16 protein-coding genes are annotated in these 17,017 nt (G+C 52.2%); 7 read left to right on the forward strand and 9 right to left on the reverse strand.

Translation table 11 applies throughout. From position 1 onward, the window contains the following. The first annotated feature begins 240 nt into the window (after positions 1-240). From sdaAB to EU557_RS10530, 6 genes are all read left to right on the forward strand, one after another. Complete coding sequence (gene sdaAB, locus EU557_RS10505) at positions 241-921, forward strand: L-serine ammonia-lyase, iron-sulfur-dependent subunit beta (protein ID WP_135530423.1); 681 nt, start codon at positions 241-243, stop codon at positions 919-921. A gap of 164 nt (positions 922-1,085) precedes the next feature. Then, complete coding sequence (locus tag EU557_RS10510; RefSeq protein ID WP_135530424.1) at positions 1,086-2,594, forward strand: TolC family protein; 1,509 nt, start codon at positions 1,086-1,088, stop codon at positions 2,592-2,594. A gap of 145 nt (positions 2,595-2,739) precedes the next feature. Beyond that, positions 2,740-4,149 carry an efflux RND transporter periplasmic adaptor subunit gene (locus EU557_RS10515; RefSeq protein ID WP_135530425.1) on the forward strand — a complete coding sequence of 470 codons (1,410 nt, stop codon included), beginning with the start codon at positions 2,740-2,742 and terminating at the stop codon, positions 4,147-4,149. A gap of 237 nt (positions 4,150-4,386) precedes the next feature. Continuing rightward, positions 4,387-5,376 carry an NAD(P)H-dependent glycerol-3-phosphate dehydrogenase gene (locus tag EU557_RS10520; RefSeq protein WP_245326233.1) on the forward strand — a complete coding sequence of 330 codons (990 nt, stop codon included), beginning with the start codon at positions 4,387-4,389 and terminating at the stop codon, positions 5,374-5,376. A 138-nt stretch (positions 5,377-5,514) separates the two neighbouring features. Continuing rightward, complete coding sequence (locus tag EU557_RS10525) at positions 5,515-5,904, forward strand: DUF4259 domain-containing protein (protein ID WP_135530426.1); 390 nt, start codon at positions 5,515-5,517, stop codon at positions 5,902-5,904. Positions 5,905-5,921: 17 nt separating this feature from the next. Then, positions 5,922-6,350 (forward strand): EamA family transporter, encoded by a 429-nt coding sequence (locus EU557_RS10530; protein WP_135530427.1) that lies wholly within the window; start codon positions 5,922-5,924, stop codon positions 6,348-6,350. Between the two features lie 436 nt (positions 6,351-6,786). On the opposite strand, the gene EU557_RS10535 is transcribed toward EU557_RS10530, so the two are convergent. The 5 genes from EU557_RS10535 to EU557_RS10550 form a co-directional block, all read right to left on the reverse strand. After that, positions 6,787-8,850 carry a tetratricopeptide repeat protein gene (locus EU557_RS10535; protein ID WP_135530428.1) on the reverse strand — a complete coding sequence of 688 codons (2,064 nt, stop codon included), beginning with the start codon at positions 8,848-8,850 and terminating at the stop codon, positions 6,787-6,789. A gap of 595 nt (positions 8,851-9,445) precedes the next feature. Beyond that, positions 9,446-9,586: a hypothetical protein gene (locus EU557_RS25465; protein WP_167855163.1), complete on the reverse strand. Its 141-nt coding sequence runs from the start codon at positions 9,584-9,586 to the stop codon at positions 9,446-9,448. Positions 9,587-9,673: 87 nt separating this feature from the next. After that, on the reverse strand, positions 9,674-9,862 hold the full coding sequence (locus EU557_RS10540) for a hypothetical protein (protein ID WP_135530429.1): 189 nt from the start codon (positions 9,860-9,862) through the stop codon (positions 9,674-9,676). 487 nt (positions 9,863-10,349) lie between these two features. Continuing rightward, positions 10,350-10,769: a hypothetical protein gene (locus EU557_RS10545; RefSeq protein WP_135530430.1), complete on the reverse strand. Its 420-nt coding sequence runs from the start codon at positions 10,767-10,769 to the stop codon at positions 10,350-10,352. Between the two features lie 476 nt (positions 10,770-11,245). After that, complete coding sequence (locus EU557_RS10550) at positions 11,246-11,485, reverse strand: hypothetical protein (RefSeq protein WP_135530431.1); 240 nt, start codon at positions 11,483-11,485, stop codon at positions 11,246-11,248. Between the two features lie 381 nt (positions 11,486-11,866). On the opposite strand from EU557_RS10550, the gene EU557_RS10555 reads away from it, so the two are divergent. After that, the gene (locus tag EU557_RS10555) at positions 11,867-12,118 is read left to right on the forward strand and encodes a hypothetical protein (RefSeq protein ID WP_135530432.1); all 252 of its coding nucleotides are present in this window, start codon (positions 11,867-11,869) and stop codon (positions 12,116-12,118) included. A gap of 1,652 nt (positions 12,119-13,770) precedes the next feature. Here the strand turns inward: EU557_RS10555 and EU557_RS10560 are convergent. The 4 genes from EU557_RS10560 to EU557_RS25470 all read right to left on the reverse strand — a co-directional run bounded on the left by EU557_RS10560 (position 13,771) and on the right by EU557_RS25470 (position 16,844). Continuing rightward, complete coding sequence (locus EU557_RS10560; protein WP_135530433.1) at positions 13,771-14,487, reverse strand: acyltransferase family protein; 717 nt, start codon at positions 14,485-14,487, stop codon at positions 13,771-13,773. A 14-nt stretch (positions 14,488-14,501) separates the two neighbouring features. Next, complete coding sequence (locus EU557_RS10565; protein WP_135530434.1) at positions 14,502-14,705, reverse strand: acyltransferase family protein; 204 nt, start codon at positions 14,703-14,705, stop codon at positions 14,502-14,504. Between the two features lie 1,400 nt (positions 14,706-16,105). Continuing rightward, positions 16,106-16,666, reverse strand: coding sequence for a site-specific integrase (locus EU557_RS10570; protein ID WP_135530435.1), 561 nt, complete (start codon positions 16,664-16,666; stop codon positions 16,106-16,108). 19 nt (positions 16,667-16,685) lie between these two features. Continuing rightward, on the reverse strand, positions 16,686-16,844 hold the full coding sequence (locus EU557_RS25470; protein WP_167855164.1) for a hypothetical protein: 159 nt from the start codon (positions 16,842-16,844) through the stop codon (positions 16,686-16,688). Between the last annotated feature and the right edge of the window lie 173 nt (positions 16,845-17,017).

Here is a 17,017-nt window from a genome sequence, read left to right on the forward strand (position 1 = left end):
GCAAAGAACGAAAAACCCGCTGAATGGTGTGGCTTCTCTTAGAGTTGACCTAATCTGGTAGAGATAAGTAATAGGAGTGGGGCAGCCAACAAGAGCCGTTCCTAGGACAGTAGTGGCAACACACAATCCGCAAGGCTGAGCCTGTATCTACTACCATTCACGGGGTTCTGCCCCTGATTTTACTACTTCCGTAAGGAGCTACTGGGCTGAATCGGGTAAACTTATACCTTTACCACGTTTATGGCCGAGAAAAGCAGCATTTTCGATATGATCGGCCCGGTAATGATCGGGCCGAGTTCCTCGCACACGGCGGGGGTAGTGCGCATTGCGCGCGCCGCAATCCGCATCCTGGGCTCGATTCCGACCCACGCGACGATTACTTTTTACAACTCGTTTGCCCGCACCTACGAAGGGCACGGCTCCGACCGCGCCATTGTGGCTGGCCTGCTGGGCATGCCCACCGACGATGTGCGCATCCGTGAAGCGTTTGATCACGCCAAGGAAAGTGGCCTACAGTACACTTTTCAGAGCGTCGGCAATGCCTCAACCATGCACCCCAACACGATTAAGCTCCAACTGCGTGATGAGCGCGCAGGCACAGCCGTTGAGGTCATTGGCCAGAGCCGGGGCGGCGGCGTTATTCGGATTGTGGAGGTAGATGGTTTTCCAGCCGATTTTTCCGCTTCTCTGCATACCCTTATTATTGATGCCGACGACGTGCCGGGCTCTATTGCCTTCATTGCGTCCGTCATCGCCCACGACGAGTGTAACATCGCTACCATGTTCGTGTCGCGGAAGGGCAAAAACGATGCAGCTCGGCAGTTCATCGAAGTAGATTCTAGCCTGAGGGATATTACTCTAGAATATCTGCGGCAGCTGCGGTGGGTGCACCGGGTAACGTACATTCCTACCATTGATTAAAGCCAGCCCACGCTAGCGGTAAAAATTATCTGATTGAAGGTTGATTTCGGTCGATTGGTTGATTTTGCTCCCGCCCTGGCCACCTTATCCGATACCTTAGTGGCCTAGGCCACTCGCTATAACTCTTAACCCTGTTTTCTGAAGGCAGGTAAGCAATACACTGTATGAAGCGTTTCTACTGGTTGTTACCCATCTCGGTCGGACTGCTGGCGACTCCGGTTGCGGCCCAAACTACTGCGCCCAATCAGCCGCCGGCGGGTAGCTTAACAGCGGCGGCACCTGCTGGCCCATTTACGTTGCAGCGCGCCATCGACTACGCCCTGCAAAACAACCTGACGGTACGGCAGCAGCAACTGACATCGGAGCTGCAAAACGCCACGTTGCGCCAGAGCCGGGCGGCACTGCTGCCTTCAGCAAACCTATCGGGTACGCAAGCCTGGAACTACGGCACCAGCCTTGACCCGCTGACTAACGACTTCGTCAGCCAGACAATTCGCTCAAACAACTTCTCAGCTAACTCCCAAGTAACTCTGTTTTCGGGCTTCCAACTGCGCAATACGGTAAAGCGGAACGCACTTGACTCTGAAGCCAGCAATCTGGACATTGAAAAGTCGCGCAACGATTTAGCGCTGAACGTGGCCTCGGCCTTTTTGCAATTGGTGCTGGCCGAAGAGCTAGTGCGCACCAATGAGGTGCGCGTGAACAGCACCGTTCAGCAGGTAGAGCGCACGCAGAAACTGTTAAGGGCGGGCTCAATTCCAGAGAGTAATCTGCTGGATATTCAGGCTCAGCAAGCCTCTGATGAGGTAAACTTGATTTCTGCTCAAAACCAGCGCGACCTAGCCCGTCTTACACTCACGCAGCTGCTCAACCTGCCTTCCCCGGCCGGCTTCCAGATTGAAGTGCCGGTGCTAGCTGACCCCGATGATCAGCCCCTGCTGGCGGCCGACCCCGATGGTACGTACCAAACTGCTCAGGGCCTGCTGCCAGAAATTAAGGCCGCCGATCTGCGGGTGCGCTCGGCTCAGCGGAGCCTCGATATAGCCCGCGGCGGATACTATCCCCGTCTGGCATTTGGAGCCGGTATTTTCACCGGTTTCTCGTCCTCAAGACTAGCCCGCGTGTTCAACGGCGATTCAACCAGCGCCGTGCAGGTACCCGTGTTTCAGTCGGGACTCAGCGGGCAACCGATTCCGTCGCAGTACTTCCTGCTGCAGCCGAAACAGGCTATTCCCGAACTATTGCCTTCTCGGTTTTCTCAGCAGCTGAAAGATAACCTTGGTAAAAGCCTGCAGTTCTCTCTGCAAATCCCCATTCTCAATGGTCTTCAGACGCGCACCAGCGTGCAGCGGGCCCAGATCAACATTCAGCAGCAGGAGCTGAGAGCCGCGCAAACCCGCCTGACGCTGCAGCAGAACATTCAGCAGGCCTACGCTGATGCCATTGCCGCGCAACGGCGCTACCTGTCCTCGCGTCGGCAAACCGAAGCGCTGACTGCGGCCTACCGTAACGCCGAAATTCGCTTTAACAATGGTTTGCTAAACGGTACGGAGTTTAACATTGCTAAAAATAACCTTACTGCGGCTGAGTCGACGATGATTCAGGCGAAGTATGAGTTTATCTTCCGCCGCAAGGTGCTTGACTTCTATCAGGGCCGACCCATTGCCTTGTAGTGGCTTAGCATCTGCCTCAAGAGAGGAATCGTATCAAGCACTTTTCTTTCGTAAAGCCTTTGCTAACTAAGCGTTTGGTAGCTTTAATTAAACCCAGGCTTTAGCTTATCACACCCTACGTTTCTAACACCCCAATAAACCATAGATGAAAAATAACCGCGTACTGTACATTCTGCTGGCCGTAGTGGTGCTACTGCTGGTTGGCTTTGTGGTGGCGAAAAAGCAGGGGCTAATTGGCAAGCCCGCTGGCACGGAGGTGCTAGCCGTAAAAGCTAGCCCAAAGACCATTGTTGAAACGGTAAGCGCTTCGGGAAAGGTGCAGCCCGAGACTGAAGTGAAAATCTCGCCCGACGTATCAGGAGAAATCATTGAACTGTACGTGGAGGAGGGTGACTCCGTGAAAAAAGGACAACTGTTGCTGCGCATCCGCCCCGATAACTACCAAGCCATGGTGAATATGCAGTCGGCCTCGGTAGGTACTCAGCGTGCCAACGTGGCCCAGACCCAGGCACGTTTGCAGCAGTTGCTGGCCAACGCCAAGCAAACCGAGCTTACTTATCGCCGCAACGCTTCGCTTTACAAGCAGAAGGTAATTTCACAGGCTGATTTTGAAGCCAGCAAAGCAGCCTATGATGCTTCCCAGGAGGAAATTAATTCGGCTCGCCAAAGCATTCGGGGGGCTCAGAGCAACGTGCAAAGCGCACAAGCATCCCTGGAGGAGGCGCGTAAGAACCTCAACAAGACTACCATCTACGCACCCGTAAGCGGTACCGTCAGCAAGCTCAACGTGAAGAAGGGTGAGCGTGTAGTTGGCACCTCACAGATGGCGGGTACGGAAATCATGCGCATTGCCAACCTCAACAACATGGAGGTGCGGGTGAGCGTGAACGAAAACGACATTATCAACGTGAGCCTCGGCGACTCTGCCGACGTGGAAGTTGATAGCTATGCTAGTAAGAACCAGAAGTTCCGGGGCATTGTCACCAGCATTGCAAATACCGCCAAGGATGCCCTCACGGCTGAAGCAGTAACGGAGTTTGAAGTACGTATTCGCTTGCTGCCTGCCTCATATCAGCAACTGTTACGCTCCGAAAAGGGCCGTGCAGTAGTGCCTTTCCGCCCGGGTATGACTGCATCCGTGGACATCATCACGGAGCGCAAAGCCAATGTGCTGGCGGTACCGCTAATGGCCGTAACTACCCGCTCGGATAGCACGAAGACCGAAGATGCAGATGGGAAGGGTACGCCAGCAGTGCGGGTGAGCCGTGGCGGTTCCGCTTCGGAAACCGACAACACTGCGAAAAGCAATGAACCGGTGGAGCAGGTGGTGTTCCTGATCCGGAACGGCAAAGCAGTGATGGCCCCCGTGAAAACAGGTATTAGCGACCGTAACAATATGGAGATACTGAGTGGTATTCAGGCCGGCGACGAGCTGGTGAGCGGTCCGTACCGCGTGGTGTCTAAAACCCTAAAGGATGGCGCTCCAGTAGTTATTAAAGACGAGAAGTCCCTAGACAAGTCGGCGCTGAAGGAGGATGCCGACGAAAGTAAATAGGCTTTCTGTATCTGAAGCATTCATCTGAGTGCTTGTGTGCTAGGCCACGAAGAGAGGCTGCCAGTGCTGTATGCAAAGGCGGCCTCTCGTTTTTTTTAGCTAAGATTGAAGCATAAGCACTGCCAATTAGACTTGTTCCGGCCCTGACGGCTACTAGGCCTATCAACCTGTGAAGGCTGCTAGGCTTAGGTTGGTAGGGGTGCTGCTTAGATTACCACTTTATTATTCGAACTCAGCTTGGAAAAAATTGCCATGCTCGGCGGCGGCTCCTGGGCCACTGCTCTTACCAAGATACTATCCGAAAACGGCGCTCGTGTCGATTGGTGGATGCGCAGTAAAGACGACGTGCAGCATTTGCTACGCACACGCCATAATCCGCGGTATCTCTCATCGGTGGCGCTAGATTTAGCTCGGGTACACCCAACTACCAACCTTGATGATGCCGTGCGCGAAGCCGACTGGTTGGTGCTGGCTGTGCCCGCTGCTTTTGTGCAAAGCACCCTTGATAAGCTAGACCGAGATTCGCTGAAACACAAGCGTATTATCTCCGCCATCAAGGGCATGATTCCGGGTAAGAACGTGCTGGTGACTGACTACGTAGCCGAGCGGTTTCGTTTGCCGCATACTCGCTTGGGCGTAGTGGCCGGCCCCTGCCACGCTGAGGAAGTGGCTCTAGAAAAGCAGAGCTACCTCACCATTGGCTCGCCTGATGCGGAGCTAGCCGAGGAGTTTAGCCGCATGTTGCGCAACCGCTACGTGAAGGCCAATGCTGCCCAAGACCTTGACGGTATTGAGTACTGTGCCGTTATGAAGAACATTATCGCCCTGACCTGTGGTATTGCTCATGGACTAGGTTATGGCGATAACTTCCAGGCCGTGCTAGTTTCAAATGCCGTGCAGGAAATGCGCCGCTTTGTTCATGCTCTAAATCCGCAGCCGCGCGACCTTTCGGGGTCCGCCTATCTCGGCGACTTACTCGTGACGGCTTATTCGCAATTCTCGCGCAACCGCACGTTCGGGAGCATGGTGGGCCGGGGCTACAGCGTGAAGTCGGCGCAAATGGAAATGAATATGGTGGCAGAAGGTTATTATGCCGTAAAAAGCATTTACGAACTCAACAAAAAGCTGCAGGTATCAATGCCTATTACCTCTGCCGCCTACCACGTGCTGTATGAGAAGATTTCACCGGTGGTGGAGATTGAACTGCTGAAAGAGAAGTTTAAGTAGCGAAGCAAATGCTCACACCGAAACTGGGAAATTGCTTGCAATCTTACTTGAGGCTCATTAGGAGAGAATACTGGCCTAGCAGAACAAAACAGCCGGTATCTCGTCTGCTATCAATATCTCTCATTTAACAGATACCGCATGGCAACCTGGGGCTACTATAACTTTGACAACGATGCTGCTGCCGATTTTTCGGCCAAATTCCGCGATACGCACAGTCTAGGCCTGCTCAGGGAAGCCTTAGCTGATATTGGCGCAACTGAAGCTGTAGAGGCTCAAACAGCCCAGGAAGCGTTAGCGGCTGCAGAAATTGTAGCCGCGCTCCTAGGCAAGCCAGGCCGCGACCTGCCCGCTGACCTATTGCCTATTACAGTGCAACTCACTCCCGAAGAAGCTCCCATGTTTCAGCAACTAGCCCGCGAGGCTGTGCAAGCAGTAACCAAGCAATCGGCCCTGCTAGCTCATTGGGGGCAGGGCGAAAATGCTCAAGACTGGCAACAGCTGCAACAAGAGCTCCTCGACCGGTTATAGTAACGGTTCTAATTTCTATGCACTGGCTACTTCTTGCCTTACTTACGGCGCTCTGCTTAGCGCTCTATAACTTCTTCATCAAGCTGGCAGCTGGCCATATTTCGGCGGCGGCAGGTGCTGTTATTTTGCAACTGGTGGCCGCTGGCCTTGGAAGCCTGTGGCTCGTTTGGCTGAGGCTAAAGGGACAGCCCCTTGCCTTAAGTGGCACGGGAGTGGGGCTGGCTATGCTAGCAGGAGCAGGGGTTGGCCTGGCCGAAATCTTGACGTTCGTAGTATTTGGGCGAGGAGTGCCTTCTTCCGTGGGTACGCCGGTTATTGTGGGCGGCTCCGTACTGCTCACGGCCGTGCTAGGCTTGGTGGTATTACGTGAGGCGTTGTCTTGGTCGCAAGCGCTAGGCCTAGCAAGCATTGTAGTAGGTATAGCCTTGTTAGCGCGCGGACATTAGAGACACTTGTAATAGGCCTAGACGCGTCACCTATACCTGTAGTAGCTCTTACCTACTAGGTACAAATGCGCAAGCCGGAAAACTGGTTTTCCGGCTTGCGCATTTGGTTGTGGAAAGGGGACGGTTGAAGTCAGGAAGCAGAAGCTAGCCTGACCGGAGGGTGATACAAAAGTGCAGCGGATCTTGCCCATAGCCAAGGCCAACTAGGAGCAATTTGTGACATGGAAATTATGACTCATGTACCCACTATTTCAAGAAGAGTAGCCGCTCCATTAGCTTGAAACAGATGCATACTGTTCTCAACCCTGCCCAATGTTGGTGAAATGTGACATATGGGTGAGTGCAGTATTTTTTACTCCTATAGGTTTAGGAAACCCAACTGTCCCAATAGTGTCTTAGCTTGAACTTGGTAGAAAAGAAGTATCAGCGTTGGGTTCTAGGCCACTAATGGAAGTGGTAACCAAATCAAATATTCTGTGAACTCTTCATCAGAAGAGCACACGGATACCTTTCCATTATATCCTTTCGTTATTAAATCATGGCTCAAGGCCAAGCCGAGCGTACTTTCTGAAGTGCTTTCAGAAGCAGGAAAACGCTGAAATAAGGTTTGCTGCGTCGCTTTGGACAAGCCAACGCCATTTGCTTTCACGTAAATTTCCACTTCGTCATTTACGCGTTTAGTGGTAATGGCTATTTGCGGAATATAATCCTCATCTCCCTGAAGCAACCGTTGGTGAACCGCGGACAGCGCAGTGGTAAAGATGCCAACCAAAGCGCGCCCCAAATCTTGTCGAATAACGTTTACCCATCCCACATTGGGGTCTGGATAGAGCAGCAGGGCTACGTTGAACAAATGATGTTTGGCTCGCATATCATGATACGTCAAGCGAAGATATTCCTCGGCTAACTGATTGAGATTAGTGGCCTGCCGTGGTTGTTTGCCAACGTGCGAATACTCCAGCATGCCTCGCACGATAGACTCGGCCCGCTGGCTGTGATGCATAATTTTCTCCTGGTTACGGCCCAGGTTCTGCAGCATTTCATCAACCAGTTCTTTGTCTTCCAGTGGAAAATTGGTGTGAGCAAGCTCGACCATTACCTCTTGGCAAAGCTCTGCACTGATAGCAGCATATTTCCGCACGCTGTTCACCGGGTTTTGGATCTCGTAGGCCACTCCCGCCATCAGTTCCCCCAACGAGGCCATTTTTTCTCGCAGCACTAGTTGCCCCTGCGTAATCTTCAACTCCTGAAGAGTGCGGGCCACGCTGTCGCGCTGGGCCATGAGCTCGTCGGCTTGGTGCGTTACACGCTCATTAAGATCTTGCAAGCGCTTATTTGCTCGCTGCTGCTGCCTGTTATTGCGCCACAAGAGTGAGATAAGTAATAACAGGCCACTCACACCGGCTAGCACTGCAATCAATCGCACTCGGGCTACATAGGCTTTCTGCTCATCCTCTAGCTGCCGCAACCGTTGCTGCTCAGCAAACCCGATGGCATCTAGCTGTTTGATTCGTTTTGGATTATACAGACTATCCTGGGCCATGAGCATGATGCTCATGTATTTGAGTGTGCTGTCGCCTTGATTAAGGGTTTTGAAGCTGGCCGTCAGGAGTTTGCTACTGCGCACTACGCTAAGGACAAAAGGCAGAGACTGGCTCAGCGCCAATGCCTTGCGAGCATAAAACACGCAGGAATCTAGCTGATTGCTCTGCTGATAGAGCTCCGCTATATACTGGTAAGAGCGAGAAGCACTACGTAAATCGTTCTCTGGTGCTGCTGCCTGCGCACTACGACGGTAACAGGCTAAAGCTATAGTTGGGTGATGTAACGAAACTTCAAGCAGCCCAAGTTCTCGCAGAACATATGGAGCTGGGTTGCCCCAGCAGCTTCTATGTACCGCCGGAGAGGTCCGAGTAAGCCGCCACGCTTTACGGAGAAAGTAAGTCGCCGAATCTAGCTGGCCTTTTCCTTCATAGCTGGCCCCAATATTAGTGAGCACACTAATAACCTGAGAAGGGTCACTGTTTGCAAGCTGCTCGTACAAGCGCAAAGACCGAAAATAATAGCTCAACGACGGCTGATAATCCTCTAGAGCATAGTAAAGTAAACCCGTTTGATTAAGCGTACGAGCTGTCCCTTCTAAATCGTGAGCTGCTTCATTCAAGCTAAGCGCCTGCAGATCCACCCGCAGCGCCTGCGGTAAGTTGCCTCGCTCACTGTATAAAATACCAATCCGGGAAAGGCATCGCCCTTCACCTTTCTGATAACCTATTCGCCGGGCTAGTAGAAGCCCCTGTTTTGCATAATGATGTACCGAGTCGAAGCGCGAGTAGCGGTAGGTTGCGCTTAAATCAGCCAGTAGAAGTACACGACTGGTATCAGCAGTAGCTGCTGCCAGAGCTTGTCGAATTTTCTTAGTTTGAGGGCTCTGTGCCCCGGCAACATGTACAACTCCAATAATGGCTACAGCCATCAAGGCTACAAGTTTGCGTCGGATCATGGCCGTGAATATAGCCCGCCACTACTATAAGAGCTGCATTTCGTCCTGAGCTTCGTTACAATAATACTATAGGAGTACGATTTAATGGTTTATGAAATACATTCAACAAGACTGTCTTTCAGAGCCAAGAGCGTGGAAACAGGCCTTTTACCTTATGTGACCAATACAATTTTCGCAACTAACGTAACTTATATAGATTCATATTTCATGTTAGGAGCGTATGGTCTCGATAATAGATTTTGATTTAGTTTTTTCTGTGACTACGACCAACCAAGGCTCGAGCAAAATAATAGTTATCATCTCTGCATCATGTTGAATCTGTACATTCACAATGTTTACACCTCTTCCCTAATACTCTCGGTGTAGACACTGCACACCTATTGGAATAGAAAAAGCTCCGTGTATTCCGGAGCTTTTTCGCTTTATAGTTAAGTCTATAGAAGTATAAGGCACTTTCGTGGCTTTCCGTTAGCCTCGACACGAAGGCAGTTTAGAGGCAAGGATCCTATTGTCAGCGGGAAATAATACCGTTTTCCCGCGAAAGAGGCACATAAAAGGGGCACAGAATTACTCTGCCTTTTCTGTGCGTAGTCGGTCAAACGCGCCCAGGGTGGGCGTGCCGGTCCTGGGAGCGGGTCTTCGGGTAGCCGCGGGTGGTGTTGAGGTTAGAATGGCCTACCGAGTCCTGAATGAAGACGATGTCAGTCCCCCCTTCGAACTGCAGGGTGATGAACATGTAGCGCGCTGAGTGGCAGCTGACCATCTGTCAGAGCTCTACCTCCCGGGAGATGCGTTCGGCTCCGCGGCCGCGCACGTGGAGCAGCTAGCCCTCGTAACGTTGCCAGATCTCATAAGCGATGGGGGCAAGGGCTACGCGCACTTTCGTTTTATCCTGCTTGATTTTCTGCTGGTCGTAGGCCTGGATGGGAAGCTGGCGTGTAGTGTCGTCTTCGCCGCGGAAGGTTTCCAGTGTCAGGTCCGAGGGCTTGAGCCGGGCCACGTCGGAGTGCATGTCAGCTAGAGTACGGGGACCAGCAAGGGCACTGCAGTGAGGGGAGCAATGTGCGCCGTAGTTAGTTTGAGCAGCGCCGCCAATTGCTCGGGAGCGTAGGTGATTCACTACCACGGAGTACGGAGGCGGACACAGTCTCAATCTCTTTCTGCCTTATGCCGCCATTGAGGTGAGCACTCTGTCGCTAACGACTAACGAGCCCGCTATACCTCCCCGCAGGATTACGACTCGTTTTTACAGATGGAGGCACAAGCACGCTAAACGGTGGGAGCATGACTATCACGACTATCGATGCGATGAGGCGCGTGATGAGCAGTACCTTTAGCTTTATGGCAGGCGCGGCGAACAACAAACCGACCTCGCCCGCTACCAGTGCCTTTACGGAGAGTGCTTTGACTAATGCACCGTATTAAGCGCCTGACTACCTACAGAACAACCCCGGACCTTACCTCATAAAGGTGGGCTGTTCTGTAGGTAGAGTACAGGACTAGGCCACTTTGAGGAGCCAAGCGGCAGCCTCCTGGGCGCTATTAAACACGCGATATACGAGAGCCCCTTCCCTTGCTTCATGCATGAGCTGGTTCATGCCCAGGCGAGCAAATACGTCATCGGGTAATAGGACAGCGGCAATCATCTCCCGCTGCAGAGCATGGGAAACGACAAGCCACTGCTCCCGAATCCATACTCTCTCCTCATCAGTGAAGGGGGAGAGCAAGCGCTGATTGGCCAGCATCTTATTCCAGCCACGGCTTTTGAGCAGATTTTCCAAGTGATTGAGGAAGGCCTGGTAGGTGCTTAGTTGACGGGGTCCCGCTTTATAGTCAACAATTGCATAGCCATCAGGATGCTCATAGAGTCGCCCGATGGGATTCTCATAGTAGATGGGTAAGCCAGCAAGTTGCAACATAGAAGGAGTGAGGTAAGAGAACTCAAAAGGACCTCTAAGATATAGGCGTTGTCTTGTCGCGGCAACCTCGACAGCACAAGCTTGGAAGGTGCTCGCCGGCTGCAGTTCCCACCGGCCATAGAAAAAGGCGGTCACTCCTAAGGACCGCCTCTCTCCAAACTTCCCTTTCTGCGGCTAACCATTTCCGTTTGAGAAAGCGAAGGCAACCGATGAAGCTACTAGTTTCTAGTACGAATGCAAATAAAACCTAGAAGTAGCCTGCGATAGATAGGAGTGGTAGCACCCCCTGTATTAGGTACTACCACTCCAGACCGTCATTTTCTCACAAAATCGAGTCCTTATCTAAATGCAATGTTACGAGTAAAAATGCAATTTAGACGTACGAAAGTAAAAGTATATTTACAAGTTGGGCAGTAGAGGGAAATACGCAGGATTCTGTCCTCGTTTGGTACGTTGGCACTTGCTGCTATTGCTGCTTAGATAAGGCAACTGTTGTAAGCGGGGGAGGCAGTCAAATCGTCACCTTTGGCAGGTACATATGGAAAGGCCGGCTCCCAGAATTGAAGCAGGTGTGCCAGGTTACGATAGGAATATGTTTTATTCCAGGGCTCGCAGACCACGATGCTCTCTCGGTCGATGGATAGGAGGATAAGGTACACGTGGCCGGTGCGAAACTGGGCCGTGGTGGGGCCTAGGTAGCGCAGGTGTTGAGTCATGGGGTAGAGCGTTGTGGGGCCTAATGAATAGATGCTAAATGCCCATTCCACAAACATGGTTAGGGAAGGCGCTCCAACAAGCGGGGGAGTTCTAGTTGGCAATAGGATTCTACTTAGCGGCGACATCCAGCGAAGCAAGGGGGCCGCCTGAGAGAAAGGTAAATAGGGTTCGGATAAAAGTGTACGAACATACGTCACGAAGATGATGTGAACATGATAATATTATTTTGATAGTATAAGCTCCGAGTATTCTGATTCAGGGCTGCCGAATTGTATTAGTAGAGGAGAGTATTTAGTCCAGCAACAGCGGTGACAATCCAGTTCTAGTGAGTGAGCGACTACTAAGGCACTTATGTGCTGTTACCTAACGTTAGCCTACCTATGTCTACTTCTGTAAAACGTTCCCGTTCCCGTAAAGCCAGCGAAGAAACTGCGCCGGTACTATCTCATGCTGATCAACTCAGCGCCTTGCAAAAGCGCGAGGAAGGCAAAACGGTGATGTACAAGCAGGATGCCTGGGGCCATATTGAAACGCGCTTTGTGCGCCCCCACAATGTAAAAGCTTGGGAAGATAAAGGATTTTTCGTGCGCTATATTTCTGCAAGCTCGGAGAACCTATCCTACTGGCCTTGAAGGAAGACAGCCCAACCTATTGGTAGGTTGGAGCTGTCTTCCTTTCTTGCAAATGCATCTCGTCCTCGTTACTGCGCTGCTACATCAGGGGTAGCCGGCTGCTGAGCGAAGGCAGGGTCCATGTACAGAACATTCCGCGCCGGCAAAGCCCCTGGCTGTTAGCCCTAATCCTGCTATTGGCCTTCGTGCCCTCGCAATAAGCCTTTCAACACCTAATGCAGTGGGTACTCAACGCTGCTCCTATTGTACTCAGGGGATGACTTGGGCGCAAGTGGCCGCTGCAGCTGAGTCGCACTGGGTGCCGCCGGGCATCATATTGAGCAAGCTTGGGGCGGCAGCCTTTTTGTACTTTATGGCTTTGGGCTTGGTGTGGTGGACAATGCACCGCATTCTCCTCGTGCTGCCAACCTGGGCTAAGCGAGAATTTACCCGTGACTTTTTTCAACTTACCATCTCCATAGCAATTCGCTATTTATACCAGCTTCTGGCAGGGCTCAATCTTCTTTTTTGCGCGCTGCCTGCAAGCGGTTGACCTAATGCAGTAGTCAAAAGCTAATGTGACCAGTCATTGAGTCCGAATATCAACGCTACAAAAAGCCTGCGGGACGGCGCTCAGCTCTCGTTGGTATTTATGAGTGTAGCAGTATGTGGAGCAAACGGCCTGGGGGCTGTCGGCCCAGAAAAGAGTCGCCAGTTCCTACAACTAGTTTTTGCCAAATAATCCGCTCACCGATTATATAGTGGGCAAACGTGGTATAGTAGACAGCTTGAAAGCAGGGTATTAGGTTGGCTTAAACTATGCCAATCTAGGCAGAATCGGCCACGTGAGCCGAGGTATTGAAGCCACTAGGCCTATCCTGACAGGGCGCTCTACATGGGGATGGATAGTACGGGCCGTGGTGGGGGATGGTGCCGGCGTGTATGATGTGGTTTACCCAGCCTAGTTAATTTAGGCGGGCTAATTGGACTTACTAGATGAGGCTTCTCCTATCCGTCATTTTGAGCGTAACGAGTTGCCAACTAATAGAAAGTCACTGTGCGGCCTAATAATGAGCAGGCCAGTACAGATACACTGCACTCTAAGGATGTACGTGAACAGCCGTTCAAGGCGGCGAACCAAGCAAACCAGGTACCAACCCCGCACACTATCAATTGTAACCCCTCTCAAACGAAAGTGAGCAAAGTCATCGTTAAAGTCTTCGGCGCCTCGGGTAAACAGAAAGTTAAGAACAGCACCATCATTAACCAGTACGGTATAGGCAACTTAGCCGTAGCGCCTACCATGACAGAATCCCCATCCAGTTGTGTATGGGAATAAGGCTACCGATATCCGGAAAGCCGACGCTGATGGTGACGCAGCAGGTATCGGTAAGGGCAACACGCCAATAGTCAGCACGAAAAAGGCCCGCAGTGGTGGGTACATGGCCTGCTAGTGCGGGCCAGTGTTGGCTGGGTGTGGGTGTCCACCCGCTGAAAGCTGCGTAATGACTTCACTGGCGTATCTTCGTGCAATTCACAAACGCGCAGAAGGTGTGAGCTGCTCATATTTTACAACTCGAAGCCCTAGCAGTAATCAGGGCGTTTCATTACTATCCGAAGAAGGCTATCAGCGAACAAAAAAATCAGTGTAACGATTGCGGTCAATATCCAACCTAATCTATAGGTATCACGGGTTCGATTATGCTTTTGGCCTTTATGAACCATGAACTGTTTGTTTTGGAAGTTCGTCGTATAAAGTGTGCTTCGACAAGATGCCAACTGGCCCAGCCAGAGAGGCAACTGATGACAAACGCTAGTGGCAACAACAGCCAGGGCGACACGGTCGGCAAGAACCAGTCGAGCAATTTCTGAGTAGGCCAGCCGTAAAGGTACAAGCCGTATGACACATCATCCAGCCGCTGGAAACTCCGCAGGGCCGGAATTGGGGCGAAGGCAAGCCAGAACAACGAGTAGCCGCCCACTGTCGGGAGCACTAGATTTGCCGTCAATTGGTAGAACATGCCTACTATTAGGAGCCCAAACGCTACCAGGGCAACGGACCCACGCAAAAATAACTGCTGACGAAACAAGTAGAAACAAGCCCCCGCGCTAAAGAAGGAGAATACTCGCACGAACACTTCGAAGTTGCCAAGCAGCAAGTATAGGCCTGGGAAATCCACGGCGTGCATTTGCGCGGGAAAGCAGTTAAGCACCAGCGTTAGCGCTAATAGGGCCGCCCACAACGGTTTTTGGTAGCGTGATCCGAGTACGCCTACCAGCGCCACTAGCGCGTAGCAACGAAACTCGTAGGAAATGGACCACATCGCCCCATTGATGATGGGGTTGGGCGTGCCCACGAAAATATCTGGTGTAGTAGGTGGCCGCAGCAACAGCAAGTTGGTGACTAGTAATTGGCAGTCGAGGGCTGCGAAGTAGGCGCCAAATTGGTTTGCCCCCAAGGTGCCAGCACAAACACGCTCAGCAGGCTGGCTACAATAAAGCCAGGATAAATGCGGCGTATCCGCTTCTCAAAAAAGTCGCGCCAATCCGGTTTTCCATCCCAGCTTTTTACGATCAGGTAGCCACTCAGCAGAAAAAAGCCATCCACGGCTAACTCTCAAAGCTCTCCGTTCCAAATAGATTGGTAAGTAACTCCCGGCTTCGGTTCCCATCCCGTAGTTCGGGCGCATAGGACAAGAGCACCAGCGAGGCAAACACTAGGCGGAGTAAATTGAAATTATTGTTGTGAACGTGGCCGCTAGTCTGCGGTTTAGCGAAAGCTACTTCTTGCGCGGGCAAAGTAGAAGTATAATGCATAAATAAGCAAAAGCGGATGCTGAATCAGGTTGACAAATATACTGGGTTGTCTCCATAAGAATGATATCATTTTTTTAATAATCAACCTGTTGTAAATTTTGATTCCGCACTCAGTATTGTATTATTGCAGCACAACACAACAGTAATTAACTGCCTTTTGTGTTTCACCCTATTATCATAACTACAACCAAAAGCTTTGGCCATCCCAAGTAGATAGGGCTTTTACTAATTCACTTCTGATTTGTACTTGCTCTACGTAACGTACAGCTCGTCTTCGAAGTACACGTCCCAGTGTTGGTTATCTAGTAGATACACTGGCAGGCGGAAACCGATCATCACAAAGCAGGGAGCCACATCAGATTACTTGCCAAACATTAATAGCAGGCTTATCAAGCAGCTCGGCGGCGTTGCCCCAATCAAACTTATACTTAATGTAGGGTGGCATTAGCTCAAGACCGCTACCTCATCCGTGAGTGTCAACCCATTGGGGGCGCGTGGCGTCCAGGGCTCCGCAGCTGGCTGATCTGATTTCTTACAGTAGTAAGAGGGAAGCCTATTAGGAAAAAGAGTCACGCTAACGCATACAACAATATAAAACTACAAATTAGTAATTTACAGTATATTAATTGCCAATAAGCCCCCGCCGAAATATGGGTTTTACTCGTCTATACTTCGGCCTTCCGCTAGTCCCGGCAAGAAGGCCGTTTAATGAGCGGGCAAGCATCCTAGTGTCAGCGGGAAACAATACTGTTTCCCCGTGAAAGAGGCCCAGAAAAGGGGCACAGAACAACTGTGCCTTTTCTGGGCGTAAGTGGTCAAAGGCGGCCAGGGTTGAGGCGTGCCGTTCCTTAGAGCTGGTTTTGAGGTAGCCGCGGGTGGTGTTAAGGTTGGCGTGGCCCACCGAGTCCTGGATGAAGACAATGTCGGCGCCTTCGAACTGCAGGGTGATGAACGTGAAGCGGGCCGAGTGGCAGCTCACCACTTGTCAGAGTTCTACCTCCCGGGTGATGCGCTCGGCGCCACGTCCGCGCACGTGGGGCAGCTTGCCCTCGTACCGTTGCCAGATCTCATAAGCGATGGGGGCAAGGGCTACGCGCACTTTCGTTTTATCTCGCTTGATTTTCTGCTGGTCGTAGGCCAGGATGGGAAGCTGGCGAGTGGTGCCGTCTTCGCCGCGGAAGGTTTCCAGTGTCAGGTCCGAGGGCTTGAGCCGGGACAGGCCAGGTCAGAGTAGCGTGGGCCCGTGAGGCAGTTAAAGACGAAAGCTTCACGCACCTGGCGGCGAGACAGGTAGTTGGTGCTGCCTTTCTTCAGCTCCAGCGGCTCGTGGCGGTAGAGCTGCAATACCTCTTCGAAAATCAACGGGTCGCGTTCCACTTTCTCGCCGAACTCATCCTCGATCCAGTCGGAGGGCAGGCGCTCTAACTTGAGCAGCTTGCGCAAGTTCTTCAGGTAAGTGCTGATCGTGTTGTTGTAAAAGCCCCGATCCCACTTGGTGCCGTTTTTACCGGGTAAGCGCGCATCCTGCACCAGCCAGGCGCAGAAGTCTTCCAGCGGCCGGCAGTGGCCATGGGCGTCGGGCTGAAATTCCTGGGGCGTGGCCAGTGTGTTTGGGCGCCACTCAGTTAGGCGGTTGATTAAGCCCTGCGGATTGCTCAGGGTTTTGGCAGCTAAGTGAGCCCGGTAAGCGTTTTTCCAGTCGGCGTACACCTCGGCCAGGGTCCGGGGGCTGGTATGTGCTTCCGCGGCCACGGTTGAGCCAGTAGCAGATTTACTTTTCTTTTGATTCGGTTTGAGTAAGTGGAGCAGTTGCTCCGGGCGTGAACTCAGTGTTTTCCCGCTCGGCCTGCTCGAGCAACTGGCCCGCGCTGCGCTCGAACTCGGCCAGCCTGGTGTTGATTTTGAGGTAGCCAGCTTGGGCTGACTTCACGCATTCCCCTTTCTAGTTCTGAGGCAGGCAGCTCTGGCCCGTACTGGTGCGTAGGCGGGATAGCTCTTCGGTGGCAGCGTCGCCGCGGCCTCAGCGGATGTCCGCGTAGATGGGGGAGCGGCCATCGGTACGGGCATAGGTATGCAGGTAGAAGCGGATGGTTATAGCAGTGT

The organism is Hymenobacter wooponensis (assembly GCF_004745865.1).
Classification (GTDB): Bacteria; Bacteroidota; Bacteroidia; order Cytophagales; family Hymenobacteraceae; genus Hymenobacter; species Hymenobacter wooponensis.